Origin of the sequence: Pseudomonas sp. MF6396 (assembly GCF_002018915.1) — a bacterium.
Classification (GTDB): domain Bacteria; phylum Pseudomonadota; class Gammaproteobacteria; order Pseudomonadales; family Pseudomonadaceae; genus Aquipseudomonas; species Aquipseudomonas palmensis.
This window is the reverse complement of sequence record NZ_MVOK01000022.1, coordinates 69078-93283: the sequence shown is the minus strand read 5'-3', so window position 1 is coordinate 93283 and position 24206 is coordinate 69078. Positions and strand designations below refer to the sequence as shown.

The 24206-nt window shown below is 64.7% G+C and carries 27 protein-coding genes; 13 read left to right on the top strand and 14 right to left on the bottom strand.

Going from position 1 to position 24206, the window contains the following annotated elements:
- Positions 1 to 8 precede the first annotated feature (8 nt).
- On the bottom strand, positions 9 to 731 hold the full coding sequence (gene rph / locus MF6396_RS20685) for a ribonuclease PH (RefSeq protein ID WP_043861576.1): 723 nt from the start codon (positions 729 to 731) through the stop codon (positions 9 to 11).
- 264 nt (positions 732 to 995) lie between these two features.
- On the opposite strand from rph, the gene MF6396_RS20680 reads away from it, so the two are divergent.
- Both MF6396_RS20680 and gmk read left to right on the top strand, forming a co-directional pair.
- Positions 996 to 1859: a YicC/YloC family endoribonuclease gene (locus MF6396_RS20680; RefSeq protein WP_043861575.1), complete on the top strand. Its 864-nt coding sequence runs from the start codon at positions 996 to 998 to the stop codon at positions 1857 to 1859.
- 13 nt (positions 1860 to 1872) lie between these two features.
- The gene (gmk, locus tag MF6396_RS20675; protein WP_043861574.1) at positions 1873 to 2493 is read left to right on the top strand and encodes a guanylate kinase; all 621 of its coding nucleotides are present in this window, start codon (positions 1873 to 1875) and stop codon (positions 2491 to 2493) included.
- An 18-nt stretch (positions 2494 to 2511) separates the two neighbouring features.
- Here gmk and MF6396_RS20670 read toward each other — a convergent pair whose 3' ends face one another.
- The 3 genes from MF6396_RS20670 to MF6396_RS20660 all read right to left on the bottom strand — a co-directional run bounded on the left by MF6396_RS20670 (position 2512) and on the right by MF6396_RS20660 (position 6325).
- Positions 2512 to 4032 carry an APC family permease gene (locus MF6396_RS20670; protein ID WP_043861573.1) on the bottom strand — a complete coding sequence of 507 codons (1521 nt, stop codon included), beginning with the start codon at positions 4030 to 4032 and terminating at the stop codon, positions 2512 to 2514.
- A gap of 106 nt (positions 4033 to 4138) precedes the next feature.
- Positions 4139 to 4909 carry a gamma-glutamyl-gamma-aminobutyrate hydrolase family protein gene (locus MF6396_RS20665; RefSeq protein ID WP_078481459.1) on the bottom strand — a complete coding sequence of 257 codons (771 nt, stop codon included), beginning with the start codon at positions 4907 to 4909 and terminating at the stop codon, positions 4139 to 4141.
- 33 nt (positions 4910 to 4942) lie between these two features.
- Positions 4943 to 6325, bottom strand: a complete 1383-nt coding sequence (locus tag MF6396_RS20660) for a glutamine synthetase family protein (protein ID WP_043861571.1) — start codon at positions 6323 to 6325, stop codon at positions 4943 to 4945.
- 243 nt (positions 6326 to 6568) lie between these two features.
- Between MF6396_RS20660 and MF6396_RS20655 the strand changes: the two genes are divergently transcribed.
- The 5 genes from MF6396_RS20655 (at position 6569) to MF6396_RS20635 (ending at position 11344) form a co-directional block, all read left to right on the top strand.
- A complete protein-coding gene (locus tag MF6396_RS20655) occupies positions 6569 to 7459 on the top strand; it encodes a LysR family transcriptional regulator (RefSeq protein ID WP_054916676.1) in 891 nt (296 codons plus the stop codon).
- Positions 7460 to 7712: 253 nt separating this feature from the next.
- A complete protein-coding gene (gene rpoZ, locus MF6396_RS20650) occupies positions 7713 to 7979 on the top strand; it encodes a DNA-directed RNA polymerase subunit omega (protein ID WP_043861569.1) in 267 nt (88 codons plus the stop codon).
- Between the two features lie 60 nt (positions 7980 to 8039).
- On the top strand, positions 8040 to 10148 hold the full coding sequence (gene spoT / locus MF6396_RS20645; RefSeq protein ID WP_043861568.1) for a bifunctional GTP diphosphokinase/guanosine-3',5'-bis pyrophosphate 3'-pyrophosphohydrolase: 2109 nt from the start codon (positions 8040 to 8042) through the stop codon (positions 10146 to 10148).
- A gap of 23 nt (positions 10149 to 10171) precedes the next feature.
- Positions 10172 to 10552 carry a RidA family protein gene (locus tag MF6396_RS20640; protein WP_043861567.1) on the top strand — a complete coding sequence of 127 codons (381 nt, stop codon included), beginning with the start codon at positions 10172 to 10174 and terminating at the stop codon, positions 10550 to 10552.
- 57 nt (positions 10553 to 10609) lie between these two features.
- Positions 10610 to 11344, top strand: a complete 735-nt coding sequence (locus MF6396_RS20635; protein WP_043861566.1) for a hypothetical protein — start codon at positions 10610 to 10612, stop codon at positions 11342 to 11344.
- A gap of 12 nt (positions 11345 to 11356) precedes the next feature.
- Here MF6396_RS20635 and MF6396_RS20630 read toward each other — a convergent pair whose 3' ends face one another.
- Positions 11357 to 12214: an SDR family oxidoreductase gene (locus MF6396_RS20630; RefSeq protein ID WP_043861565.1), complete on the bottom strand. Its 858-nt coding sequence runs from the start codon at positions 12212 to 12214 to the stop codon at positions 11357 to 11359.
- Between the two features lie 196 nt (positions 12215 to 12410).
- On the opposite strand from MF6396_RS20630, the gene exbB reads away from it, so the two are divergent.
- The 6 genes from exbB to MF6396_RS20600 all read left to right on the top strand — a co-directional run bounded on the left by exbB (position 12411) and on the right by MF6396_RS20600 (position 19144).
- Positions 12411 to 13397 (top strand): tonB-system energizer ExbB, encoded by a 987-nt coding sequence (gene exbB / locus MF6396_RS20625; protein ID WP_078481458.1) that lies wholly within the window; start codon positions 12411 to 12413, stop codon positions 13395 to 13397.
- Positions 13398 to 13400: 3 nt separating this feature from the next.
- Complete coding sequence (exbD, locus tag MF6396_RS20620; protein WP_043861563.1) at positions 13401 to 13826, top strand: TonB system transport protein ExbD; 426 nt, start codon at positions 13401 to 13403, stop codon at positions 13824 to 13826.
- On the top strand, positions 13823 to 14566 hold the full coding sequence (locus MF6396_RS20615) for an energy transducer TonB (RefSeq protein WP_043861562.1): 744 nt from the start codon (positions 13823 to 13825) through the stop codon (positions 14564 to 14566). The genes exbD and MF6396_RS20615 overlap by 4 nt, the downstream gene beginning before the upstream one ends.
- Before the next feature lie 94 nt (positions 14567 to 14660).
- The gene (locus tag MF6396_RS20610) at positions 14661 to 15581 is read left to right on the top strand and encodes a hydrogen peroxide-inducible genes activator (protein ID WP_043861561.1); all 921 of its coding nucleotides are present in this window, start codon (positions 14661 to 14663) and stop codon (positions 15579 to 15581) included.
- A gap of 9 nt (positions 15582 to 15590) precedes the next feature.
- Complete coding sequence (recG, locus tag MF6396_RS20605; protein WP_078481456.1) at positions 15591 to 17666, top strand: ATP-dependent DNA helicase RecG; 2076 nt, start codon at positions 15591 to 15593, stop codon at positions 17664 to 17666.
- Between the two features lie 77 nt (positions 17667 to 17743).
- Positions 17744 to 19144 (top strand): aminoacyl-tRNA deacylase and HDOD domain-containing protein, encoded by a 1401-nt coding sequence (locus MF6396_RS20600; protein ID WP_078481455.1) that lies wholly within the window; start codon positions 17744 to 17746, stop codon positions 19142 to 19144.
- Between the two features lie 24 nt (positions 19145 to 19168).
- Here the strand turns inward: MF6396_RS20600 and MF6396_RS20595 are convergent, their stop codons facing one another.
- The 9 genes from MF6396_RS20595 to MF6396_RS20555 form a co-directional block, all read right to left on the bottom strand.
- Positions 19169 to 19546, bottom strand: coding sequence for a helicase (locus MF6396_RS20595; RefSeq protein ID WP_078481453.1), 378 nt, complete (start codon positions 19544 to 19546; stop codon positions 19169 to 19171).
- A gap of 110 nt (positions 19547 to 19656) precedes the next feature.
- Complete coding sequence (locus MF6396_RS20590; protein WP_153046104.1) at positions 19657 to 20520, bottom strand: hypothetical protein; 864 nt, start codon at positions 20518 to 20520, stop codon at positions 19657 to 19659.
- Positions 20517 to 21218: a hypothetical protein gene (locus MF6396_RS20585; RefSeq protein WP_078481450.1), complete on the bottom strand. Its 702-nt coding sequence runs from the start codon at positions 21216 to 21218 to the stop codon at positions 20517 to 20519. Before MF6396_RS20585 ends, MF6396_RS20590 begins: the two co-directional genes overlap by 4 nt.
- Positions 21209 to 22189: a sel1 repeat family protein gene (locus MF6396_RS20580; protein ID WP_153046103.1), complete on the bottom strand. Its 981-nt coding sequence runs from the start codon at positions 22187 to 22189 to the stop codon at positions 21209 to 21211. The genes MF6396_RS20585 and MF6396_RS20580 overlap by 10 nt, the downstream gene beginning before the upstream one ends.
- On the bottom strand, positions 22186 to 22737 hold the full coding sequence (locus MF6396_RS20575; protein WP_078481447.1) for a hypothetical protein: 552 nt from the start codon (positions 22735 to 22737) through the stop codon (positions 22186 to 22188). Before MF6396_RS20575 ends, MF6396_RS20580 begins: the two co-directional genes overlap by 4 nt.
- A complete protein-coding gene (locus MF6396_RS20570) occupies positions 22734 to 23090 on the bottom strand; it encodes a hypothetical protein (protein WP_043861556.1) in 357 nt (118 codons plus the stop codon). The genes MF6396_RS20575 and MF6396_RS20570 overlap by 4 nt, the downstream gene beginning before the upstream one ends.
- On the bottom strand, positions 23087 to 23413 hold the full coding sequence (locus MF6396_RS20565) for a hypothetical protein (RefSeq protein ID WP_078481446.1): 327 nt from the start codon (positions 23411 to 23413) through the stop codon (positions 23087 to 23089). The genes MF6396_RS20570 and MF6396_RS20565 overlap by 4 nt, the downstream gene beginning before the upstream one ends.
- Positions 23413 to 23625, bottom strand: a complete 213-nt coding sequence (locus MF6396_RS20560; protein WP_078481444.1) for a hypothetical protein — start codon at positions 23623 to 23625, stop codon at positions 23413 to 23415. Before MF6396_RS20560 ends, MF6396_RS20565 begins: the two co-directional genes overlap by 1 nt.
- The gene (locus MF6396_RS20555; RefSeq protein WP_078481443.1) at positions 23615 to 24040 is read right to left on the bottom strand and encodes a hypothetical protein; all 426 of its coding nucleotides are present in this window, start codon (positions 24038 to 24040) and stop codon (positions 23615 to 23617) included. Before MF6396_RS20555 ends, MF6396_RS20560 begins: the two co-directional genes overlap by 11 nt.
- Positions 24041 to 24206: the final 166 nt, after the last annotated feature.

Here is a 24206-nt window from a genome sequence, read left to right as displayed (position 1 = left end):
ACTCCCGATCAGTCCGCCAGCGCGGCCTGCTGCAGTTGGAACAGGTCGGTCATGCCCTTCTGCGCCAGCGCCAGCATGGCGTTGAGCTCTTCAGGCTGGAACGGAGCACCTTCGGCGGTGCCCTGGACTTCGATGAAACCACCGGCGCTGGTCATCACCACGTTCAGGTCGGTTTCGGCCGCCGAATCTTCCGGGTAGTCCAGGTCGAGCACCGGCACGCCCTGGTACATGCCGACCGATACGGCCGCAATCATGTGCTTGACCGGGTCGCCGCCCTTCAGGCCGCCACGCTTCTTGACCACGCGCAGGGCGTCGACCAGCGCAACCATGGCACCGGTGATCGACGCGGTACGGGTACCGCCATCGGCCTGGATCACGTCGCAGTCGACGTACAGGGTGATGTCGCCCAGCTTGCTCATGTCCAGCGCGGCGCGCAGCGAGCGGCCGATCAGGCGCTGGATTTCGAGGGTACGACCACCCTGCTTGCCGCGGCTGGCTTCGCGCTGGTTGCGCTCGCCGGTGGCGCGCGGCAGCATGCCGTACTCGGCGGTCAGCCAGCCCTGGCCCTGGCCTTTGAGGAAGCGCGGTACGCCGTTCTCGACGCTGACCGTGCAGATGACTTTGGTGTCTCCGAACTCGACCAGTACAGACCCCTCGGCGTGTTTGGTGTAGTTGCGGGTGATGCGGATCGAGCGCAGCTGATCGGCAACGCGACCACTTGGACGTTTCATTTGGGCTACCTGTACTGGATATGAATCTGCCCGGCATTATAGGGCTACAGGGCCCTCGGTGGACATGCCTGCGGCCAAATGCACGGCCAGCCGATCATCGGCGCACCACGCCACAAGCCCCGATCTGGCCGCGCCGCCCGGTATTTGCGGCGCCCTGCCCGCTGCTTTGTAGCATCAGCGCATTGGGAGCCGGCGCCGCACTGCGTTACAATCCTGCGCCTTTGCAGGCTGTCGGCTTGCTCCCTAATCTGCGAGGTACTTCCCATGGTGCACAGCATGACCGCCTTCGCCCGCGTCGAGCAGGCCGGGACCCAGGGCACACTGATCTGGGAACTGCGCTCGGTCAATCATCGCTACCTCGAGCCGCACCTGCGCCTGCCCGAAGCCCTGCGCGACCTCGAAGGCGCGGTGCGCGAGTCCCTGCGCCAGGGCCTGTCGCGCGGCAAGGTCGAATGTACCCTGCGCTTCAATGAAGAGAACGCCGGCAAGCCGCTGCAGGTCGACCGCGAGCGTGCCGCTCAGCTGGTCGCCGCCGCCGAGACCGTGGCCGGCCTGATCAAGCAGCCCGGCCCCCTCAACCCGCTCGAGGTGCTGGCCTGGCCGGGCGTGCTGGTGGCCGATGCCAGCGACCCGCAGGCGCTCAATGCCGAGGCCATGGGCCTGTTCGAACAGGCCCTCAAGGAGCTCAAGAACGGCCGCAACCGCGAAGGCGCGGAACTCGCCCGACTGATCAACGAGCGCCTCGACAGCATGAGCGAGGAAGTCACCACCCTGCGCGCCCTGGTGCCGCAGATGCTCGCCGCCCAGCGCCAGAAGGTGCTGGACCGCTTTGCCGACATGCAGGCCGAACTCGACCCGCAGCGTCTGGAGCAGGAGATGGTGATGCTGGCGCAGAAGAGCGATGTGGCCGAAGAACTCGACCGCCTCAGCACGCATGTCACCGAAGTGCGCCGCGTGCTCACGTCGGGCGGCGCCGCCGGCCGGCGCCTGGATTTCCTGATGCAGGAACTCAACCGCGAAGCCAACACCCTGGGCTCCAAAGCCTTTGACACACGCAGCACCCAAGCGGCGGTCAACCTCAAGGTTCTGATCGAGCAGATGCGTGAACAAGTACAGAACATCGAGTAAGGCCACCCCTACCATGACCCACAGCAGCGGCACCCTTTTCATCGTCTCGGCCCCTTCGGGCGCCGGCAAGACCAGCCTGGTCAAGGCGCTCACCGACGACCTCAACCACATTCGCGTGTCGGTCTCGCACACCACGCGGGCCATGCGTCCGGGCGAGCATGACGGGGTGAACTACCACTTCGTCGACCGCGCCGAGTTCGACCGCATGATCGCCCAGGGCGACTTCCTGGAGCAGGCCGAAGTCTTCGGCAACTGCTACGGCACCTCGCGCAGCGCACTGCAGCAGACCCTTGACCAGGGCCATGACCTGATCCTGGAAATCGACTGGCAGGGTGCACAGCAGGTGCGCAAGTTGATGCCCGAGGCGCGTTCGATCTTCATCCTGCCGCCCAGCCAGCAGGCCCTGCGCCAGCGCCTGACCAACCGCGGCACCGACAGCGACGAGATCATCGAAGGGCGCATGCGCGAGGCGGTCAGCGAGATGGTGCATTACGACGAATACGAGTTCGTCATCATCAACGACGACTTCGCCACGGCACTGGACGACCTCAAGGCGGTGTTCCGTGCCAACCGCCTGCAGCGCGGCCAGCAGCAGCAACGTCACAGCGAACTGCTCAGGCAACTGCTTGCCTGAGCAGCGTGCCCCGGCCGCTTAACCGCGGCCGGGCACCGTTGCGTGACGGCGCAGGGTCATGCCCAGGAAGAACGCCGGCGCACGCAGGCGCGACAGCATCATCAGCACCAGGCCCAGCAGGGTGATGATCATCGCGATCACGAACACCAGCCCCAACCCGCCTACATGCGAACCGCTGCCGAACGACGGCGAAGCACTGTCATAGGCTGTCTGCAGGAAAATCACCGAAAGAATGCCGCCGCCCAGCAACGGGCACAGGCCGCGCATCAGGAAGTGACGCAGGCTGTCGGTGAGGCTGTGGCGGAAGTACCACACGCAGGCGAACGCGGTCAGCGAGTAGTAGAAGCAGATCATCATGCCCAGGGCAGTGATGGTGTCGGCCAGCACGTTCTCGCTCAGGGTACGCATGGTGACGTAGAACACGCCGGCGGCCACGCCGGCACAGATGGTGGCATAACGCGGGGTTTTCGAACGCGGGCAGACGCTCGCGAAACGCTCCGGCACTGCGCCGTAGTACCCCATCGCCAGCAGCGTGCGCGCCGGCGAAACGAAGGTCGACTGCAACGAGGCCGCGGTGCTGGCCAGCACCGCGATCGACATCAGGATCGCCAGTGGCCCCATCACCGGGCCGGCCAGGTGGGCGAAGACGTTTTCCTGGATACGCGGGTTGCCCAGGCCCAGGCCGATATCGCTGATGCCGGCAAACTGCAGGGTGGCAATTGCGGTCACCAGGTACAGGCCCAGAATCAGCAGCACGGTCAGGGTCGCTGCCTTGCCCGGTACGTCATCGCTGCCCACCGATTCTTCGCTGATGCTCAGGCACACGTCCCAGCCCCAGAAGATGAAGATCGACAGCGACAGGCCGGCGGTGAACGCCGAGAACGACTCCACCCCGAACGGGTTGAACCAGTCCATCTCGAAGGTCAGCGGCGGCGCCTCCGACGACCCGCCGAATGCGGCCATGGCAAAACCCAGCAGCACGATCAGTTGCAGCGCCACCAGGCCGTACTGCACGGTCATGGTGGTGGCGATGCCGCGACAGCAGATCCACACGGCCATGGCGATGAACACGCAACAGGTGGTCACATTGACCAGCAGGTTGTCGGCCAGCGCCGCCACCTCGTGTTTGCCGGTGATCTGCCCGAGGAACAGATAGAAGAAGTCCACCGCCACACCGGCGAGGTTCGACAGCACGATGGTGGTGGCGGTGACCAGCCCCCAGCCACCGATCCAGCCGATCATCGGGCCGAAGGCACGTACCGACCAGGTGAACGAGGTGCCGCTGTCGGGTTCGGCGGCATTCAGCTCGCGATAACCCAGCGCCACCAGCAACATGGGCAGGAAACCGACGATGAACACCGCCGGCAGGTGGGCGCCGACTTCGCGTACGGTCGGGCCGAGGGCGCCGGTGAGGGTATACACCGGCGCAATAGTGGAAATGCCCAGCACGATGCTGGCCAGCAGTCCGAGCCGGCCCTTGGCCAGCCCTTTGGATCGCCCGCCCACACCTGGGGACAGGCCTGCTTTGTGTTCGCTCATGAGTAGTTGCCGTCACTATTGGTATTATTTTCCGGGCCCCCCGTGGGGTGCCCGCTATCACTCAATGAAACTTGTTGCAGTGCATCGCCGGCTCAGCCGGGTGACCTCATAGGGCCTTCTCCCGGCGCAGCGCATGGGCGATGCAGGCTTCGCGAAACGCCTCGAACAGGCGCAGCGACACCGGGTTTTCGGCAAAGCGGTATTCCGGGTGCCATTGCACACCGACCACAAAGCCTGGGGCGTCATCCATGGACACAGCTTCGATCAGTCCGTCGGGAGCCAGGGCTTCGGCGCGCAGGCCGGCGGCCAGGCGTTCGATGCCCTGGCTGTGCAGCGAGTTGACCATGAAGCGGGCAGGCAGCCCCATCTGCTCGAATTTCCCCCCGGGCTGGCATGTCACCAGGTGGCGGGGGCTGTATTGCTCTTCCAGCGGCGCATCCTGCGACTCGCGATGGTCCAGGTAGCCTGGCAGCTCCTGCACACGCTGGTGCAAGGTGCCGCCCAGGCTGACGTTGAGTTCCTGGAAGCCCCGGCACACGCAGAACACCGGTACACCCCTGGCAATCGCGGCCTGCAGCAGCGGCAGGGTCAGCCGGTCACGAAACACGTCGTGGCGGGTGCCTTCCACGCTGGGGGCGCCATTGTAATGATGCGGCTCGACATTAGAAGGCGAACCGGTAAAAAGAATGCCATCCAGATGCTCCAGCACAAGGTTCGGGTCGCTTGCGACGTCCCGGGCCGGGAGAATCAGCGGCAATCCGGCAAAACCGGCCGCCTCGACATACTTGTCGCCCACGGTATGCGACGAGTTCTTGCCCAGTTGCTGGCGGCAAGCACTCACACCAATCAGGGGCAGCCGCCCTGCGCGCTCGTTCATCGGTTAAGCCTCCGTTGCAGCTTTATCCAGCCATCACACCGTATGCAGGTACCAGTTGTATTCGAGGTCGGAGATCGACACTTCGAACTCCGCCATCTCGCTTTCCTTGCAGGCCACGAAGATGTCGATGTAGTCGGGGCTGATGTACTGGTTCAGCACCTCGCTGTCATCGAGCTCGCGCAGCGCATCGCGCAGGTTGTTCGGCAGGCTCTGCTCCAGTTGCTCGTAGGAGTTGCCCTCGACCGGCTCGCCCGGGTCGACCTTGTTGGTCAGGCCGTGGTGAATGCCGGCCAGGATCGAAGCCATCATCAGGTACGGGTTGGCATCGGCGCCGGCCACGCGGTGCTCGATACGTACGGCATCGCTGCTGCCGGTAGGCACGCGCACGGCCACGGTACGGTTGTCCAGGCCCCAGCTCGGGGCATTGGGCACGTAGAACTGCGCGCCGAAACGGCGGTAGGAGTTCACGTTGGGGCACAGGAAGGCCATCGATGCCGGCATGGTTTCGAGCACGCCGCCGATGGCGTGGCGCAGGGTTTCGCTGTTTTCGGGGTCGTCGGTTGCGAAGATGTTCTTGCCGGTCTTCTTGTCCAGCAGCGAGATGTGCACGTGCAGGCCGTTGCCCGCCTGGCCAGGGTACGGCTTGGCCATGAAGGTGGAGTCCATCTCATGGTCGTAGGCGATGTTCTTGATCAGGCGCTTGAGCAGCACTGCGTAGTCGCAGGCCTTCATCGCGTCAGCCACGTGGTGCAGGTTGACCTCGAACTGCGCCGGGGCGCTTTCCTTGACGATGGCATCGGCCGGGATACCTTGCTCCTTGGCCGCTTCGAGCATGTCCTGCAGGCAGTCGACATACTCGTCCAGGTCATCGATCAGGTAAACCTGGGTCGATTGCGGGCGTTTGCCGGAGATCGGCGAGCGCGGCGGCTGCGGGCGACCGTTCAGGTTGTCCTGGTCGATCAGGTAGAACTCCAGCTCGAACGCGGCGCAGATATCCAGGCCCAGCGCGTCGAACTTCTCCACCACGCCGCGCAGCACTTCGCGCGGGTCGGCGAAGAATGGCGTGCCGTCCAGTTCATGCATGGTCATCAGCAGCTGCGCGGTGGGGCGCTTCTGCCAGGGCTCGAAGCTCAGGGTGCCGGGGATCGGGTAGCAGATACGGTCGGCGTCGCCGATGTCCAGGCCCAGGCCAGTGCTTTCGACGGTGGAACCGTTGATGTCCAGGGCAAACAGCGAAGCCGGCAGGTTGATGCCTTTTTCGTAGACCTTGACCAGGCTCGCACGCTCGATGCGCTTGCCACGCACCACGCCGTTCATGTCTGCAATCAGCAGATCGACAAATTGCACCTCAGGGTGGGCCTTGAGAAATTCACCCATCTCGTCGAGAGGGATGGCGCACGGGGAGACCGACGTCATGGCTAGGCATCCTTTGATTTTTTATCGGGCGGCAATGGAGGAGGTGTTACTGCGCTATCGGGAGCGGCGATGGTTTCATTTGTTCTTTTTAAGGTTCCCATCGTGGGGAATGCCGAACGCCGCGGCATTGCACGGTCGTTCCAGGTTCTGACAACGTCGTGGGTTGATTCACGACTGCCGCCTCACTATAGAATGGCCCCCACGCAACAGACATTGGCATTTAGGCAAGCAAAGAGTGCACCCATGCAATATCAGATCAGTCACGCCGACCTTTCCCTGGTGCTCGCGCTGGTACGCGGACGCTCCCTGGCCAAGGCTGCAGACCTGCTGCGGGTCGATGTGTCGACGGTGTTCCGCTCGATCCGGCGCATGGAGGCCGCACTGGGCACCGCGCTGTTCGTGAAGAGCCGCAAGGGCTACATCCCCACCGGCACCGCCCAGGCCCTGGCCGAGCAGGCCGAACGCGCCGAGCAGGCGCTGGATGCGGCGCGGGTGGCGCTGGAGCACGGCGAACAGGTGGTCAGCGGCACGGTGCGCCTGACCTGTACCGATGCGGTGCTGCACAGCCTGCTGCTGCCGGCCCTGGCCGACTTCATGCCGGCATACCCGGCCCTGTCACTGGAACTGGCGACCTCCAACACCTTCGCCAACCTCAGCCGGCGCGACGCCGACCTGGCGCTGCGCCTGACCAATTCGCCACCCGAGCACCTTGTGGGGCGCTGCCTGGGGGCGGCCTCGTATGTGGTGTGCGGGCGCGAGGAGTACCGCGAGCGGCTGGCCGAGGCCCCGGCCAGCGTGCCCTGGATTGCCCCCGACGACTCCATGCAGGACCACGCCACAGTGGTGTGGCGCAGCCAGCAGTTGCCGGGGGTGATGCCGCGCTATCGCTGCAGCGGAATCGCGGCGATTGCACAGCTGGTGGCGGCCGGGCTGGGGGTGGCTGCCCTGCCCGACTACATGGCCGATACCTTGCCGGGGGTGGAACAGTTGAGCGGTGCCCTGCCCGGGTGTAATACCGAACTGTGGCTGCTGACCCGCCCCGATTGCCGTGCGCTGCGTTCGGTGCAGACCCTGTTCGACGAATTGACCCCGCGTTTGCGCGGGATGCTGGGGCGCCAGGAGGGCCAGGCCTGACTTTCGGGCCCCTTCGCCGGCAAGGCCGGCTCCCACGGGGCAGGTGCGCAGTTCTGCAGGCGCCGACCTTGCCGGCCAAGCATTTGAATCCACCCCCACAAGACAGTTGTGCTAGAGCCTCACAACTGGTTATTGTCGGCTTACATAGGTCTCGACGTGAAATCAGCGCTTCCCTAAAGGCTGGTGATTTTTTAAACTATCGAGTCCGCTCGCCCATTCGGGCTGAACACCGCATTTGCTACTGAGGAAGACCATGGCCCGCGTAACCGTTGAAGATTGTCTAGAACACGTGGATAACCGCTTTGAGCTGGTCATGCTGTCTACCAAGCGTGCCCGCCAACTGGCCACCGGCGGCAAAGAGCCGAAAGTGGCGTGGGAAAACGACAAGCCGACCGTCGTCGCCCTGCGCGAAATCGCCGAAGGCATCTGCACCCCAGAATTCATGGCCGAACAGGACATCGTCCACGAAGACCCGGTCTTCGCTGCATTCGGTGAGGACGAGGCCAACGAGGCCGTCTAAGTCCATGCCTGGTCGACGTTGTACGGCGCAGGGCCCACTTTCTCGGCAGGAGCTAACATCGTGCCGAGCATAGACGCCCTCGCCGATCGCCTCTCGACCTACCTCGGCGCCGACCAGGTCAACCTGGTACGCCGGGCGTATTTCTACGCCGAACAAGCCCACGACGGCCAGCGCCGTCGCAGCGGCGAGCCATACGTCACGCACCCGCTGGCGGTGGCAAGCATTCTTGCCGACATGCACATGGACCATCAGAGCCTGATGGCCGCCATGCTGCATGACGTGATCGAAGACACCGGCATCGCCAAGGAAGCCCTCAGTTCCCAATTCGGCGAAACCGTCGCCGAACTGGTCGATGGCGTCAGCAAGCTGACCCAGATGAACTTCGAGACCAAGGCCGAAGCCCAGGCCGAAAACTTCCAGAAGATGGCCATGGCCATGGCCCGCGACATTCGCGTGATCCTGGTCAAGCTGGCCGACCGCCTGCACAACATGCGCACCCTGGAAGTGCTGTCGGGCGAAAAACGCCGGCGCATCGCCAAGGAAACCCTCGAGATCTACGCCCCCATCGCCAACCGCCTGGGCATGCACACTGTGCGCGTGGAGTTCGAGGACCTGGGCTTCAAGGCCATGTACCCGATGCGCTCGGCGCGTATCTACCAGGCAGTCAAGCGTGCCCGCGGCAACCGCAAGGAGCTGGTCAACAAGATCGAGGAATCGCTCAGCCACTGCCTGGCCGTGGACGGTATCGAAGGCGAGGTCAGCGGGCGGCAGAAGCACATCTACGGCATCTACAAGAAGATGCGCGGCAAGCGCCGCGCCTTCAACGAGATCATGGACGTGTACGCCTTCCGCATCGTGGTCGACAAGGTCGACACCTGCTATCGCGTGCTCGGCGCCGTGCACAACCTGTACAAGCCGCTGCCGGGGCGCTTCAAGGACTACATCGCGATCCCCAAGGCCAACGGCTACCAGTCGCTGCATACCACCCTGTTCGGCATGCACGGTGTGCCCATCGAGATCCAGATCCGCACCCGCGAGATGGAAGAGATGGCCAACAACGGCATCGCGGCGCACTGGCTGTACAAGTCCAGTGACGACGAGCAGCCCAAGGGCACCCATGCCCGGGCGCGCCAGTGGGTCAAGGGCGTGCTGGAAATGCAGCAGCGCGCGGGCAACTCGCTCGAATTCATCGAAAGCGTGAAGATCGACCTGTTCCCGGACGAGGTCTACGTGTTCACGCCCAAAGGCCGCATCATGGAGCTGCCAAAGGGCTCCACGGCGGTCGACTTTGCCTACGCGGTGCATACCGACGTCGGCAACAGCTGCATCGCTTGCCGCATCAACCGCCGCCTGGCACCGCTGTCCGAACCGCTGCAGAGCGGCTCGACGGTCGAGATCGTCAGCGCCCCAGGCGCACGACCGAACCCGGCCTGGCTGAACTTCGTGGTCACCGGCAAGGCGCGCACCCATATCCGCCATGCCCTGAAGCTGCAGCGCCGCTCCGAATCGATCAACCTGGGCGAGCGCCTGCTCAACAAGGTGCTCAACGGTTTCGACAGCGCGCTGGACAAGATCCCCCAGGAGCGCATCCAGGCCATGCTGGCCGAGTATCGCCTCGAAGTGATCGAAGACCTGCTCGAAGATATCGGCCTGGGCAACCGCATGGCCTACGTAGTGGCCCGCCGCCTGCTCTCCAGCGAAGGCGAGCAGTTGCCCAACCCCGAGGGTCCGCTGGCCATTCGCGGCACCGAGGGCCTGGTGCTCAGCTACGCCAAGTGCTGCACGCCGATTCCGGGCGACCCGATCGTCGGGCACCTGTCGGCGGGCAAGGGCATGGTGGTGCACCTGGAGAACTGCCGCAACATCAGCGAAATTCGCCACAACCCGGAAAAATGCATCCAGCTGTCCTGGGCCAAGGATGTCACCGGCGAATTCAATGTCGAGCTGCGCGTCGAGCTGGAACACCAGCGCGGCCTGATTGCCCTGCTGGCCAGCAGCGTCAACGCCGCCGACGGCAACATCGAGAAGATCAGCATGGACGAACGTGATGGCCGCATCAGCGTGGTCCAGCTGGTGGTCAGCGTGCACGACCGTGTGCACCTGGCCCGCGTGATCAAGAAACTGCGTGCCCTGACCGGGGTGATTCGCATCACCCGCATGCGCACGTAGCCCTCCCCCTGCAAGGAGTCACCATGACCAAGACCGTCATCACCAGCGACAAGGCCCCAGCGGCCATCGGCACCTACTCCCAGGCGATCAAGGCCGGCAATACCGTGTACATGTCGGGCCAGATCCCGCTGGACCCGAAAACCATGGAGCTGGTCGAAGGCTTCGAAGCCCAGACCGTACAGGTGTTCGAAAACCTCAAAGCCGTGGCCGAAGCTGCCGGCGGCTCGTTCAAGGACATCGTCAAGCTGAACATCTTCCTGACCGACCTGAGCCACTTCGCCAAGGTCAACGAGGTCATGGGCCGCTACTTCGAACAGCCCTACCCTGCCCGCGCCGCCATCGGCGTCGCTGCGCTGCCACGCGGCTCGCAGGTTGAAATGGACGCGATCCTGGTCCTCGAGTAATACCTCGCGCGGCGGGCCGGCCGGCTCGCCGCCGCACTGTTCTGGAAGGACCCCGCCATGCGCCACGCGCTTGCCCTGGCTCTGGCCGCCGCACTGTTGAGCGGCTGCGCCAGCCACAAACCCGAAGACTACAACGGCATCTGGATCAACCAGCAGGCCATCGATGCTGCCGCCAAAGGCGTGAGCCTGCGCAAGGCGCTGCAGGACAGCGGCGGCAACCTGGAATGGAAGGTCAACGTCGCGGCCGAACAGGCCAGCTACACCAACGGTTTCGAGATCGTCGAAGGCCAGCTCAAGGCCGGCGAAAAACAGCGGGACGTGGTATTCCCGGGGAATGAGATACAGACGCTGAGCCTGGATGGCGACGAACTGGTGCAGCACGCCACCCCGATGGCGCCGCAGCACAGCTTCCAGAAGGCCAGCTCTCCCGCCCCAATGGAAGCCCGCACCGGGACCACCTTCGAGCAGGCGCTGTACGGCGCCTACCTGAAGGGTGACTGGAAGGTGATCGAGGGCCCTGGTCAGGGCAATGTCGTGCGCTTCGGCGACACGGGCAGTGTCGAGGGCCTGCCCAATCTGGACCGCTACGCACTGTGCCTGGCCGGCGACTGCGCCAGCATGAGCGGCGAGTACGACAGCCTGTGGCTGGAGCGCAACCAGCAGGGTAACCCGTGGATCTTCAAGCGTGATGGCAAGACGCTGGAAATCCTGCGTGCCCTCAACAGCGCCCAGCCAGACGAGATGCCGCAGCTGTATCCCGGCGCCCGGCAATGGCTGCTCGAGCGCGACTGATCCGGTTAGCCCTCAGGGTTGCGCCGCCAGAATCGCCGCGTAGCCTTCCTTGTAGCTCGGGTACTGTGGCACCCAGCCCAGTGCCCGGGCACGCGCATTGCTGCAGCGCTTGCTGCCGGTGCGCCGCACACGCTGCTGCTCCGACCAATGCGTGACGCCCATGTACTCGCGCAACCAGGCCACCACGTCGGCCAATGGCGCCGGCGCATCGTCCACCCCGATGTAGCAGTCCTCCAGCGCACGCCCTGCCGCATCGGCCTTGAGCAGGAAGGCCAGCAGCCCTGCCGCGTCCTCGGCATGGATGCGGTTGCCGTACAGCGGCGGCTCTTCGGTCACCCGATACCCCTGGCGCACCTGGCTGAGCAGCCATTCGCGGCCCGGCCCGTAGATACCGGTCAGGCGCACGATGCTGGCCGGAATGCCGCTGGCCAGTGCCAGCTGTTCGGCCTGGAGCATGACCTGCCCCGAATAACCTGACGGCAAGGTGGCGGCGGTTTCATCGATCCACTCGCCGTCCTGCTGGGCGAACACACTGCTGCTGGACACGAACAGCAGGCGCTGCGGTCGCTGGCCACGCTCGGCCAGCCAGCCCAGTACATGCTTGAGGCCCTGTACATAAGCCGCCTGATAGCCCGCCTCGTCATGCTGGCTCGCGGCCACGCAGTACACCAGGTAGTCGGGTGCGACCAAAGGCCAATCGGTCGGGCACTGCGGGTTTTCCAGGTCTGCCGCGATGCCGGCAACCCCCGCGGGCAAGGCCGCCACATTTCTGCGCAAACCGCTTACCGACCAGCCAAGGCCCAGCAATTGCTGGGCCAGACGGCCACCCACATCGCCGCAACCGACGATCAGAACTGAAGGCGAAGACATCCGCACACTCCGTCAGACAAAGCCACAGCCTATCTGTGGAAATCGATAGGCGGCTAGTTAATATGCAAAAAAAGATACTGTGTACCTTCTGTTAACAAGAATTACTTGCAATAATGGCCGCCCAAATTTTGTTCTCGGCCCGACTCGAGGCCTGGAAGGACAACCACCCATTTCTTCTTCATCAGGTCCGGCCAGCATGACACGTATTCAACCTTCCGCTTCGCCAACCCTGTCGCGCGCCTGGCGCGCCATTGCCGCGCTGATGTTCAGCCTGGTACTGGCCCCCGCCGCCATGGCCGATGAGCCCGCCGCACAGAACGCCACACCGGCCGCCGCCGTTGCCCCTGCCGATGCTACCCCGGCCGCACCTGCTGCCCCGGGCGCCGAGCCTGCGGATGCCGCCGCGCCGGGCGCTGCCCCTGTCGAAGGCCAGGCCGACGACGCCACCCAAGCGCTGGTCGAAGACACCAGCCTGGGCATGGCCCACGACCTGTCGCCATGGGGCATGTACCAGAACGCCGACATCGTGGTGAAGATCGTGATGATCGGCCTGGCCATCGCCTCGCTGATCACCTGGACCATCTGGATTGCCAAGGGCTTCGAACTGATGGGCGCCAAGCGCCGCCTGCGTTCTGAAATCGCCCTGCTGAAGAAGGCCACCAGCATCAAGGACGCCAGCGAAACCGCCGACAAGCCCGGCACCCTGGCACACCTGCTGGTGCACGATGCCCTCGAGGAAATGCACCTGTCGGCCAATGCCCGTGAAAAAGAAGGTATCAAGGAGCGCGTGAGCTTCCGCCTCGAGCGCCTGGTCGCGGCCAGCGGTCGCAACATGAGCAGCGGTACAGGCGTGCTTGCCACCATCGGCTCCACCGCTCCGTTCGTCGGTCTGCTCGGTACCGTGTGGGGCATCATGAACAGCTTCATCGGCATCGCCAAGACCCAGACCACCAACCTCGCGGTGGTTGCACCCGGTATCGCCGAGGCCCTGCTGGCCACCGCCCTGGGCCTGGTTGCCGCGATCCCCGCAGTGGTCATCTACAACGTCTTCGCCCGTTCCATCGCCGGTTACAAGGCACAGGTTTCCGACGCTTCGGCGCACGTGCTGCTGCTGGTCAGCCGCGACCTGGACCACCAGCCAGGCGAGCGTTCCGCTGCGCCACACATGGTGAAAGTGGGGTAAACCATGGGCCTGCATCTTAACGAGGGCGGCGACGATCTCGCCGAGAACCACGAAATCAACGTCACGCCGTTCATCGACGTGATGCTGGTACTGCTGATCATCTTCATGGTGGCGGCGCCCCTGGCCACGGTCGACATCAAGGTCGACCTGCCGGCCTCGACCGCCAAGCCCGTGCCCAGGCCGGAGAAGCCGGTGTTCCTCAGCGTCAAGGCCGACCAGAACCTGTACGTCGGCGACGATCAGGTGCAACGCGACCAGCTGGGCGCGGTACTGGACGCCAAGACCAAGGGCGACAAGGACACCACCATCTTCTTCCAGGCTGACAAGGGCGTCGATTACGGCGACCTGATGGAAGTCATGAACACCCTGCGCGCAGCCGGCTACTTGAAGGTCGGCCTGGTGGGACTTGAGACGGCAGCCAAGAAATGACCAATACGCGGCATAAACTGGCGCGCTACGGCGTCAGCCTGGCGATTGTGCTGGCCGTGCATGCCGTTGCCGTGGTGCTGATGCTCAACTGGTCGGTGCCCCAGGCAATCGAACTGCCGCCTGCGGCGATGATGATCGAGATGGCGCCGATGCCCGAGCCGGCCCCACCACCGCCACCGAAGGTCGTGGCCCCGCCACAGCCGCCGACGCCGGTCGAGGAGCCACCACTGCCCAAGGTGGCAGAAGCGCCCAAACCGAAAATCGCGATACCCAAGCCACCGCCCAAGCCCAAGGCCAAGCCCCAGCCTCCGAAACCGGAGAAAAAACCGGAGCCGCCGCAGGACAAGCCGGTCGACCAGGAAACCGTGGATTCCCCGCCAAGCAACGCTCCGGCGCAGAAATCCGCAGCACCGGCGCCAAGCATCGCCGCCAACAGCAATGCCCTGCCTACCTGGCAGAGCGACCTGTTGCGTCACCTTGGCAAGTACAAGCGCTACCCGGAAGACGCGCGTCGGCGGGGCCTGCAGGGCATCAACCGGCTGCGCTTCGTGGTCGACGCCGAAGGCAAGATCCTGTCGTACTCGCTGGCCGGTGGTTCAGGCAGCGCGGCACTGGACCGGGCAACCCTGGAAATGATCCGCAAGGCTCAACCCGTGCCCAAGCCGCCTCAGGAACTGCTCAACAACGGCAGTATCGAAGTGGTCGCGCCGTTCGTGTACTCGCTGGACAAGAAACGCTGAGTTGTTTGTTTCTGTCACACGCACGCAAGTCTGATAACGTGCGTCTATCGATTGCAGCCGCTATGCTGGGCTCGCAACTTCATGGACGCACGTTATGACCCTCACAGAATTGCGCTACATCGTCACCCTCGCTCAGGAACAGCACTTCGGCCACGCGGCCGAGCGTTGCCACGTCAGCCAGCCGACCCTGTCGGTGGGCGTGAAGAAGCTGGAGGACGAGCTGGGCGTGCTGATCTTCGAGCGCAGCAAGAGCGCGGTGCGCCTGACCCCGGTCGGCGAAGGCATCGTGGCCCAGGCGCAGAAGGTACTGGAGCAGGCCCAGGGCATCCGTGAACTGGCCCAGGCCGGCAAGAACCAGCTGACCGCGCCGCTCAAGGTGGGGGCCATCTATACCGTCGGCCCGTACCTGTTCCCGCACCTGATTCCGCAACTGCACCGGGTTGCCCCGCAGATGCCGTTGTACATCGAAGAAAACTTCACCCATATCCTGCGTGACAAGCTGCGCAACGGCGAGCTGGACGCGGTGATCATCGCCCTGCCGTTCAATGAAGCCGACGTGCTGACGCTGCCGCTGTACGACGAGCCGTTCTACGTGCTGATGCCCAGCGAGCATCCCTGGACAAAGAAAGAGACCATCGACGCCAGCCTGCTCAACGACAAGAGCCTGCTGTTGCTCGGCGAAGGCCACTGCTTCCGCGACCAGGTGCTGGAGGCCTGCCCGACCCTGACCAAGGGCAACGACGGCGCCAAGCACACCACGGTGGAGTCCAGCTCGCTGGAAACCATCCGCCACATGGTCGCCTCGGGGCTGGGCGTGTCGATCCTGCCGCTGTCGGCCGTGCACAGCCATCACTACGCGCCGGGCATCATCGAAGTCCGCCCATTGAGCCCGCCGGCACCGTTTCGCACCGTGGCGATCGCCTGGCGCGCGAGCTTCCCGCGGCCCAAGGCCATCGAGATTCTGGCCGACTCGATCCGCCTGTGTTCGGTGGCCAAGCCACCCGCCGCACCTTAGGGCCCGAGCATGACCGAGTTGTCGAAGGTGTCGGTCACGGCACTGAAGGGCGTTGGCGAAGCCTTGGCCGAGAAGCTGGCCAAGGTTGGCCTGGAGAACATCCAGGACGTGTTGTTCCACCTGCCCCTGCGCTATCAGGACCGCACCCGCGTGGTGCCGATCGGCGCCCTGCGCCCGGGCCAGGATGCAGTGATCGAAGGCGTGGTCAGTGGCACCGACGTGACCATGGGCAGGCGCCGCAGCCTGCTGGTGCGCCTGGGCGATGGCACAGGTTCGCTGAGCCTGCGCTTCTACCACTTCAGCAACGCCCAGAAAGAAGCGCTCAAGCGCGGCACCCACCTTCGCTGCTACGGTGAAGCGCGCCCCGGCGCCTCGGGCCTGGAGATCTACCACCCCGAGTACCGCGCCCTGACCGGCGACGAGCCGCCCCCGGTCGATACCACCCTGACCCCGATCTACCCGACCACCGAAGGCCTCACCCAGCAGCGCCTGCGCCAGCTGTGCCAGCAGAGCCTGGGCCTGCTCGGCCCGCGCAGCCTGCCCGACTGGCTGCCGCTGGAACTGGCACGCGACTACCAGCTGGCACCGTTGGCCGATGCTATCCGCTACCTGCACCACCCGCCGGCCGATGCCGATGTCGAAGAACTTGCCGTGGGCCACCACTGGGCCCAGCACCGCCTGGCCTTCGAAGAGCTGCTGACCCACCAGCTGTCGCAGCAGCGCCTGCGCGAGAGCTTGCGCGCCCAGCGAGCCCCGGTGTTGCCCAAGGCGAGCAGGCTGGCGGCCCAATACCTGGCCAACCTGGGCTTCGCTCCAACCGGCGCACAGCAGCGCGTGGGCAACGAGATCGCCTACGATCTCAGCCAGCCCGAGCCGATGCTGCGCCTGGTGCAGGGCGATGTGGGTGCCGGCAAGACCGTGGTCGCCGCGCTCGCTGCCTTGCAGGCGCTGGAAGCCGGCTACCAGGTGGCGCTGATGGCCCCCACCGAGATTCTTGCCGAGCAGCACTTCGTCACCTTCAAGCGCTGGCTCGAACCGCTGGGCATCGAAGTCGCCTGGCTGGCCGGCAAGCTCAAGGGCAAGGCGCGCACCGCCGCGCTGGAGCAGATCGCCGCCGGCGCGCCAATGGTGGTGGGTACCCATGCGCTGTTCCAGGAAGAGGTGAAGTTTCACAACCTGGCGCTGGCGATCATCGACGAACAGCACCGCTTTGGCGTACAGCAGCGCCTGGCCCTGCGCCAGAAAGGCGTGGGCGGCCAGTTGTGCCCTCACCAGCTGATCATGACTGCCACGCCGATCCCGCGCACCCTGGCCATGAGCGCCTATGCCGACCTCGACACCTCGGTGCTCGACGAACTGCCGCCGGGGCGTACCCCGGTCAACACTGTACTGGTGGCCGACAGCCGCCGCATCGAAGTGGTCGAGCGCGTGCGCGCCGCCTGTGCCGAAGGGCGCCAGGCCTATTGGGTATGCACCCTGATCGAAGAGTCCGAAGAGCTGACCTGCCAGGCCGCCGAAACCACCTTCGAAGAGCTCACCAGTGCCCTGGGCGAGTTGCGCGTGGGGCTTATCCACGGGCGCATGAAGCCGGCCGAGAAGGCTGCGGTGATGGCCGAGTTCAAGCAGGGCAACCTGCAACTGCTGGTGGCCACCACCGTGATTGAGGTGGGCGTGGACGTACCCAACGCCAGCCTGATGATCATCGAGAACCCCGAACGCCTTGGTCTTGCCCAGTTGCACCAGTTGCGCGGGCGAGTCGGACGCGGCAGTGCCGCCAGCCATTGCGTACTGTTGTATCATCCGCCACTGTCGCAGATCGGGCGTGAACGCCTGGGGATCATGCGCGAAACCAATGACGGCTTTGTCATTGCGGAGAAAGACCTGCAACTGCGTGGCCCGGGCGAAATGCTCGGGACCCGCCAGACCGGCCTGTTGCAGTTCAAGGTCGCCGACCTGATGCGCGACGCCGACCTGCTGCCGGCGGTGCGCGATGCTGCACAGGCCCTGCTCGCACGCTGGCCGGACCACGTCAGCCCGTTGCTCGACCGCTGGTTACGCCACGGGCAGCAATATGGCCAGGTGTGACGTACCTCCCATGTCGACGCGGGCCGCCCCCATCGAGCCGGCTATACTGGCCGCTGAAAAAATACTGGATACAGACCATGACTGAAGTTGCCCTGGATACCGCAACCCCCCACACACCGTCTGTTATCCGGTTGCTGCTCGACAAGCTCGGCATCGCCTACCGCGAGGTCATCGACCACCCGCAGCTGCCGCCCGAGGCCAAGGTCCAGGCCGTGCTGCTCGACGACGCGGTCGGTGCGCTGATGGTGCTGTTCCCGCAGAACCAGCTGCTGGACCTCAGCCACCTGACCGAGCTGACCGGCCGCAAGCTCACCGCCGTGCCGCTCGAGCGGCTCGAACTGATGCTCAAGAAGCACGGCCTGACGATCCTGCCCGCCATTCCGGCGCTGACCAGCTCACCGTGCCTGTACGAGGAGCGCCTGCTCAAGCAGCCGGCCCTGCTGATTCATTCCGGAACCCCCGGCCTGCTGCTGGAAATCCACAGCGAGCACTTCAGGAAGATGCTGGCCAAGGCCAGTGCCGGGCATTTCGGTGTACTGCTCAGCGAGATCCGCCCCAACCTCGACCGTCCGGCCGATGACAGCAAGGAGATCACCGAGGCGGTGCAGGCATTTACCGCACGACGCATCCAGCAGCGCCTGGAATCGACCATCGAGATCCCGCCGCTGGCCGAGACCGCACAGAAGATCATCAAGCTGCGGGTCGACCCCAACGCCACCATCGACGACATCACCGGTGTGGTCGAGACCGATCCGGCGCTGGCCGCGCAGGTGGTCAGCTGGGCCGCCTCGCCCTACTACGCCTCCCCCGGCAAGATCCGCTCGGTGGAAGACGCCATCGTGCGGGTGTTGGGCTTCGACCTGGTGATCAACCTGGCGCTGGGCCTGGCCCTGGGCAAGACCCTGAGCCTGCCCAAGGATCACCCGCAGCAGACCACCCCCTACTGGCAGCAATCTATCTACACCGCCGCCGTGATCGAGGGCCTGACCCGCGCCATGCCCCGCGCCGAGCGTCCTGAGTCGGGCCTGACCTACCTGGCCGGGCTGCTGCACAACTTCGGCTACCTGCTGCTGGCGCATGTGTTCCCGCCGCATTTCTCGCTGATCTGCCGCCACCTGGAGGTCAACCCGCACCTGTGCCACAGCTATGTCGAGCAGCACCTGCTGGGCATCAGCCGCGAGCAGATCGGTGCCTGGCTGATGCGCTTCTGGGACATGCCCGAAGAGCTGGCCACCGCCCTGCGCTTTCAGCACGACCCGCATTACGCGGGGGACCATGCCGCCTTCCCCAACCTGGTGTGTGTGGCGGTACGCCTGCTGCGCGCGCGCGGCATCGGCTCGGGGCCGGACGACCGCATCCCCGACGCGTTGCTGGAGCGCCTGAACATCAGCCGCGAGAAGGCCGAGGACGTGGTGCACAAGGTGCTTGAAGCCGAATCGCTGCTGCGTGAACTGGCGTCACAGTTCACCCCGCACTGACAACCTGGAGCCTGGGCGCTGCGCTCAGGCTTTCTTCTTGCGCGGCATCAGGTACTTCATCAGGCCCTGGAACCAGATCACCAGGGCCGGGTTGCCCTTGATCTGGATCGACTTGTCCTGAATCCCCTGCATGAACGCCAGCTGCTTGTTCTTGGCCTGCAGCGTGGCGAAGCCGTAGGCGGCATCCTTGAAGGCAATGGCGAACGCAGGCTCGGCATGGGTGCCACCCTTGCTGCGGATGCGCTGGTTGCTGACGATGAAGTGCCGGGCGACCTTGCCGTCGAGGGTCTGCAACTGGAACACCAGGTCCTTGTCCTTCAGTTGCTGCTGGAACGCCGTATTGTTGCGGCTGGCCCGGGCCATCAGCAAACCCATGGCCCAGAGCAGAAAACGAAACTTCATATGCGCCCCTAGGCGAAAAGTGACTGAGGGGCGCAGTTTAGCTTTTTTGCGACCAAAGGCTACAGCCGTATTCGCTTTGTTGAAGGCGACTGTATGTCAGGGTGTGCGGCCTACCGGTTGGGGTCGGCAGCCGGTACCGCATCCAGGCGCAGTTGCACCCGTGACGGAATCTTCTGCGCCGCGCCAGCCTCCAGCATCTGCTGGCGATAGCGCGCGTAGTAAGGGCCGGCTTCGCGCGAGTTGCCGTAGCCCCAGAGAATATCGGCAATGTTCAGCTGCAGCGCCCGACGCCCCTGGGCAAAGGGCTCGATGGCGCGATAGATGCGCAGCATCAGGTTGGGGTTCCAGTCGTCGCCGATCAGGTAGCCCATGTCGTTGTAGCCGGGCACGTTGTCCTGGGGCGCATGGCAGGCCATGTAGGAATCCAGGCCCATGTACACCTCTTCGGCCAGTACGGCGTGACGCGCGGGTATCTCGCGGTTCTCGCTGCTGTGCAGCAGGCCTGCGACCTTGGCCGGCTTGAGGGTTTCCAGCTTGGTAGCCCAGGGCAGCTTGTTCTCCGGCTGCCAGGCGCCGTTCTGCCAACGGCCCACGCAGTACTGGGCCAGCCGCGTGGCCATCACACAACCGGTGTCCATCGCCACCATGTCGCAGCGCAGCGTGGGGGGCGGGAACTGCCGCCCCGACTGGCGCAGGCGGTAGAGCATCACGAAGCGCCCGTCAGGCGACACTGCCGAAGCGTCGCCATCGATCGCATCCCGCGCAAACTCGTGCGGGTACAAGGTGAAGCTCTTGCCATTGGCGCCTTGCCACTGCACCGCATGCCAGCCGTTCTCCTCGGCGCTCCATTTGGAGAACGAAAGCTTCGCCCCGCCTGCGCCCTCGATGGTTTTTTCGGCAGGTACTGCGGCATGGGCAGTGCCTGCCAGTGACAGTGACAACGCCAAGGCAACGGCGTGAGGGGTACGCTTCATTTCGAACCCTTGAAGATGAGGTTGAGAAAGTGACGGTGCAGCTGCGCATTCGCGCCGATGGCCACCAGGGTCACACTGGCAGACAGTGTGCTGTAGAACAGCGCCCGCAGCGGATGCTCGGGCCACAGGTAGAAGCCGATGATCGCCGCCATGAACACCGTGGCCTGTACCTTGCCCCACACCCGTGGCAGCAGGGCGATCAGCAGGTTCATGCCGACGAAGAACCAGAACACCATGTACATCGCTATGCCAACGGCTACCCCGCGCGACCTCAGCCCGCCGGCGTACTGCTTGTACCAGCTCACCAGCGTGCCGTTTAGCGCCACGTAGGCCACCACCGCAAACAGGTGCACCACTATCGGCAGCACCCAGCGCAGCAACTGGCGGTGGGTGACCGGGCTGTCGCCACGCCAGTGTTCGGGCAGTGGCGCCAGCCCGGACGACGGAGGCTGGTTGTCGATGTGCGCCAGATACTCTGCCCAGCCACGCGGTGCGTTGTGGCGCAGCAGGTAGGCCTGCTGGCGGGCCTTGCCCAGACGCGACCAGAACGGCCACCAGCAGTAATGCCAGTAGTGTTCGAAATCGCCCTGCAGGCTGCCCAGCCCCTGCGGGTCGAGCTCGGGAAAGCTGACCCAGGGCGCGGGCGGGCTCAGCGTCGGGTCTTGCAGGCATTCGCGCCAGTTGTGGGCTACAGGCATGGCTGGTCCTTGTCGGCGCGGGCGCCGCGTTTGATCATCTCCTGGGCATTGAAGTCCGCCCAGTCTGCACCGTGCGCCACCGCCTCGGTGTAGCAGGCCAGCGAGCGTGCCGGTTGAGCGGGCACGATTTCACCGCGCGCATACACGCTGCCCAGCTCGTTGAAGGCATTGCCCGAGCCCATTGCGGCGGACTGACGCAAGGCGTCGAGGGCCTTCTGCGGGTGTTTGCAGGTGTTGTCGTCGGGGCGGTACTGGCCCTCGTCGCAATAGAAGCTCGCCAGCATCAGTGCCCCTTCAGGCACAGTGGCCGACGACAGGCGCAGCAACTGCTCCAGGCGCTGGTTGCTCAGGCGCGGCGCCATGCCCGACAGGCTGATTGCCGCAGCGCTGTAGGCAGCGTAGGCAGAGCCCTGGTCCACGGCATCGAGGTAGCTGTTGAGCGCAGCGATGAACAGCTGCTTGTCGATGGGCTTGATTTCACCCTGGCCCAGTTGCTCGTAGGCATCGCCGCGCAGCAGCGCACGCACGCCGGGGGCGGCATCATCGGGGGTTTTCACGCTCTTGAGCGCGTCGCTCGGCGACCAGTCCTCGACCCGTGCCAGCGCCCAGCAGTCGGCCTGCTCGAAGATGAATGCCTGCAACACCTCGCCGCGCTGGTCGCGCAGGTAAACCCGGTCGGGCAGCGCGATTTCACGGATCAGCCCGTTGGCCGCCACCCGCTCCGACGACAGCTGCGAAAGATCAGGACGCAGGGCCGGCTCGAGCTTGCGTACCACCGGTTGCGGCCCCTCGGGCCCGGCCTGGAGGCGCTGCTCGACCAGGGTATGGGCGGTAAAGTCGGCCTGCAGCTGCGCATCCTCGGCAAACGCCTTGAAAAACATCGCGAAGTCGCGGCTGGGGCAAACCGGCGCGGCCTGCGCCAGCGCACTTGCCAGCAGGCCGGCCAGCAGCATCGGGATACTCGACTTCATGGCTGATACACCGGGGGCGGGTTGATGTAGTACTCGGTTTGCGTGCAGGGGTAGTCGCTGACCCACACCAGCCACAGCCACAGGTCCCAGATGTAGCGCACCAGGTGCTCGGGCTTGCGGCAGCGGGCCTGTTCTTCGGCCACGGTGTAGTCGGTATTGGCGATGAAGCTGTTGAGCCAGTGCGGCTCCCATTGCGGCATGGCGATGTCGAAATGGCGGTCGCGCTTGTTGAAATTGATCCAGTAGATGCCCACTTCGGCTTCATCCTCGAAGTCGCGCATGTCCAGCGACTGCAGGTCGTACAGCGGCGTGCGCCAGACCTCGCCCGGGCGCTCGCGATCGGTCACGCGCATGTAGCCCATGCCGCCGAAGGGTATCAGCCAACTGCGTGCCGGCACGTTCTGGAAACGGTAGCGCCCCGACTCGCTGACGAACGAGGTCTGGCCGGGTGCCTCGATCAGCGCGTGAATCTGATAGCCCACCCACGCCAGCACGCCCAGCACCACCAGCCAGCGCCACAGTTGCTGCTTTACGGTCGGGCTGCTCATTTACGCCTCAGCCAGTGCGAGATCAGCACCGCCGACAGGCTGAGGCCGCCCGCCAGGCAACTGAAGAAGTACGCCCGCACCGGGTGCTCGGGCAACAGCCACCAGAGGATCAACACGATTTGCGCGGCCACCAGCCAGTACTTGAGCTTCCAGTTGGTCAACAGGGGCAACACCACATTGAGCGGCACGAACACCCACATCACCAGGAACACAATGCTGCCGGAGGACACGCCACGGGCGGTAAAGCCGCCGTAGTGGCCCTTGTACCAGTCCACGGCAATATCGTTGAGCACCCCGTAGAGCACGATGGCCAGTGCATGCAGGGCGACATTGATCAGCAGTTGTCGCTTCATTTGGGCGGCGTTCCTTGCAGCGCATTGCACCAGCTGCGCACATCGTCACGGTCGAACGCCGGGCAGTGATTGTCCTTGGCGATAAAGCGATAGGGGTGAGCGGGCTCATGGGTGAAGTGGTAGTAGTAACGGTCGTCCTCGCCGTACAGCCAATAGTTCGATGAGCCCTGGGACACCTGATACGGCTCGAAACTCAGCAGCGACGATTCGGCGGGGATGAAGTTGTCGCGGTCCATCAGCAGCATCAGCAGGTTGCCGAACAGCGGCGTGCCCACCCCCAGCGCCAGCACGGCCACCAATACCACCCCGATTACTGCCTTCATCACGGTACCTGGGTATTCATGCAGTAGGTGCCCACACCGTGCAGCAGCACCACCGACAACAGGCAGCCAAACGTCAGCAGCCTAACCCAGCGCGTGTTGCGCTGGCGCTCGCCGAGGTTCAGCAGCAAGGCGAACAGGCACAGGATGGCCAGGCTGCCGAACAGGTTGCTGTCGGCGAGACCTGCCAGGTAATTCTTCAGCTCAAGGTCCATTGCACAGGCGCCTTTGCGCCGCCAGCAGCAGCGCGGTCAGGGTGACGAAAAAATAGCCGGCGCCCAGCAGGTAGGGCACAAAGGCCACCCACATCAGCATCAGGCCCAACCCGGCGATACGGCCGGTGAGCAGGTAGACCAGGCCATACAGCACCCAGGGCAGTGCGTAGAAAGGGACGCACCACAACGGCGCCCACCACAGGTGCCGAGGCGCCAGGTGCAGGCGGCGGCTGGCCCACAGCGCGAACAGGGGGTAGCCAAGCAGGCCGAAGCCCAGCAGGTAGATTTGCAGGAACGGCTCGAAACCGGTCACGCGCAGGCCGTACTGGTAGACATCCAGACACAGCAGCGAAACCAGGCATACCCAGGGTAACCAGACGTAGAAGCGATAGGGGGGCGCACAGCTCACAGGCATGAGCCGAACGATTCGATGAATGATGAGTTGCCCATGCCGCTCCCTCCCTGGAACACCGCCGCGCGGGTGTCGGCGGCGGCGTATGCTAGTCACAAGCACGGGGCACGGCAATAGCGCACTGCGCGGTGGGTTCCTCGCCGGCAACGCCGGCTCCTGCAGACGGCGG

Bases quoted from the DNA above. Each gene is read 5' to 3' on its own strand.
- MF6396_RS20680 (WP_043861575.1), top strand. From the start codon at position 996: ATGGTGCACAGCATGACCGCCTTCGCCCGCGTCGAGCAGGCCGGGACC.
- rph (WP_043861576.1), bottom strand. From the start codon at position 731: ATGAAACGTCCAAGTGGTCGCGTTGCCGATCAGCTGCGCTCGATCCGC.
- MF6396_RS20575 (WP_078481447.1), bottom strand. From the start codon at position 22,737: ATGAGCAGCCCGACCGTAAAGCAGCAACTGTGGCGCTGGCTGGTGGTG.
- MF6396_RS20655 (WP_054916676.1), top strand. From the start codon at position 6,569: ATGCAATATCAGATCAGTCACGCCGACCTTTCCCTGGTGCTCGCGCTG.
- MF6396_RS20630 (WP_043861565.1), bottom strand. From the start codon at position 12,214: ATGTCTTCGCCTTCAGTTCTGATCGTCGGTTGCGGCGATGTGGGTGGC.
- MF6396_RS20615 (WP_043861562.1), top strand. From the start codon at position 13,823: ATGACCAATACGCGGCATAAACTGGCGCGCTACGGCGTCAGCCTGGCG.
- MF6396_RS20580 (WP_153046103.1), bottom strand. From the start codon at position 22,189: ATGAAGTCGAGTATCCCGATGCTGCTGGCCGGCCTGCTGGCAAGTGCG.
- MF6396_RS20610 (WP_043861561.1), top strand. From the start codon at position 14,661: ATGACCCTCACAGAATTGCGCTACATCGTCACCCTCGCTCAGGAACAG.
- MF6396_RS20565 (WP_078481446.1), bottom strand. From the start codon at position 23,413: ATGAAGGCAGTAATCGGGGTGGTATTGGTGGCCGTGCTGGCGCTGGGG.
- recG (WP_078481456.1), top strand. From the start codon at position 15,591: ATGACCGAGTTGTCGAAGGTGTCGGTCACGGCACTGAAGGGCGTTGGC.
- exbB (WP_078481458.1), top strand. From the start codon at position 12,411: ATGACACGTATTCAACCTTCCGCTTCGCCAACCCTGTCGCGCGCCTGG.
- MF6396_RS20600 (WP_078481455.1), top strand. From the start codon at position 17,744: ATGACTGAAGTTGCCCTGGATACCGCAACCCCCCACACACCGTCTGTT.
- MF6396_RS20640 (WP_043861567.1), top strand. From the start codon at position 10,172: ATGACCAAGACCGTCATCACCAGCGACAAGGCCCCAGCGGCCATCGGC.
- rpoZ (WP_043861569.1), top strand. From the start codon at position 7,713: ATGGCCCGCGTAACCGTTGAAGATTGTCTAGAACACGTGGATAACCGC.
- MF6396_RS20585 (WP_078481450.1), bottom strand. From the start codon at position 21,218: ATGCCTGTAGCCCACAACTGGCGCGAATGCCTGCAAGACCCGACGCTG.
- MF6396_RS20555 (WP_078481443.1), bottom strand. From the start codon at position 24,040: ATGCCTGTGAGCTGTGCGCCCCCCTATCGCTTCTACGTCTGGTTACCC.
- MF6396_RS20590 (WP_153046104.1), bottom strand. From the start codon at position 20,520: ATGAAGCGTACCCCTCACGCCGTTGCCTTGGCGTTGTCACTGTCACTG.
- gmk (WP_043861574.1), top strand. From the start codon at position 1,873: ATGACCCACAGCAGCGGCACCCTTTTCATCGTCTCGGCCCCTTCGGGC.
- MF6396_RS20595 (WP_078481453.1), bottom strand. From the start codon at position 19,546: ATGAAGTTTCGTTTTCTGCTCTGGGCCATGGGTTTGCTGATGGCCCGG.
- MF6396_RS20665 (WP_078481459.1), bottom strand. From the start codon at position 4,909: ATGAACGAGCGCGCAGGGCGGCTGCCCCTGATTGGTGTGAGTGCTTGC.
- MF6396_RS20660 (WP_043861571.1), bottom strand. From the start codon at position 6,325: ATGACGTCGGTCTCCCCGTGCGCCATCCCTCTCGACGAGATGGGTGAA.
- MF6396_RS20560 (WP_078481444.1), bottom strand. From the start codon at position 23,625: ATGGACCTTGAGCTGAAGAATTACCTGGCAGGTCTCGCCGACAGCAAC.
- MF6396_RS20635 (WP_043861566.1), top strand. From the start codon at position 10,610: ATGCGCCACGCGCTTGCCCTGGCTCTGGCCGCCGCACTGTTGAGCGGC.
- MF6396_RS20670 (WP_043861573.1), bottom strand. From the start codon at position 4,032: ATGAGCGAACACAAAGCAGGCCTGTCCCCAGGTGTGGGCGGGCGATCC.
- MF6396_RS20570 (WP_043861556.1), bottom strand. From the start codon at position 23,090: ATGAAGCGACAACTGCTGATCAATGTCGCCCTGCATGCACTGGCCATC.
- exbD (WP_043861563.1), top strand. From the start codon at position 13,401: ATGGGCCTGCATCTTAACGAGGGCGGCGACGATCTCGCCGAGAACCAC.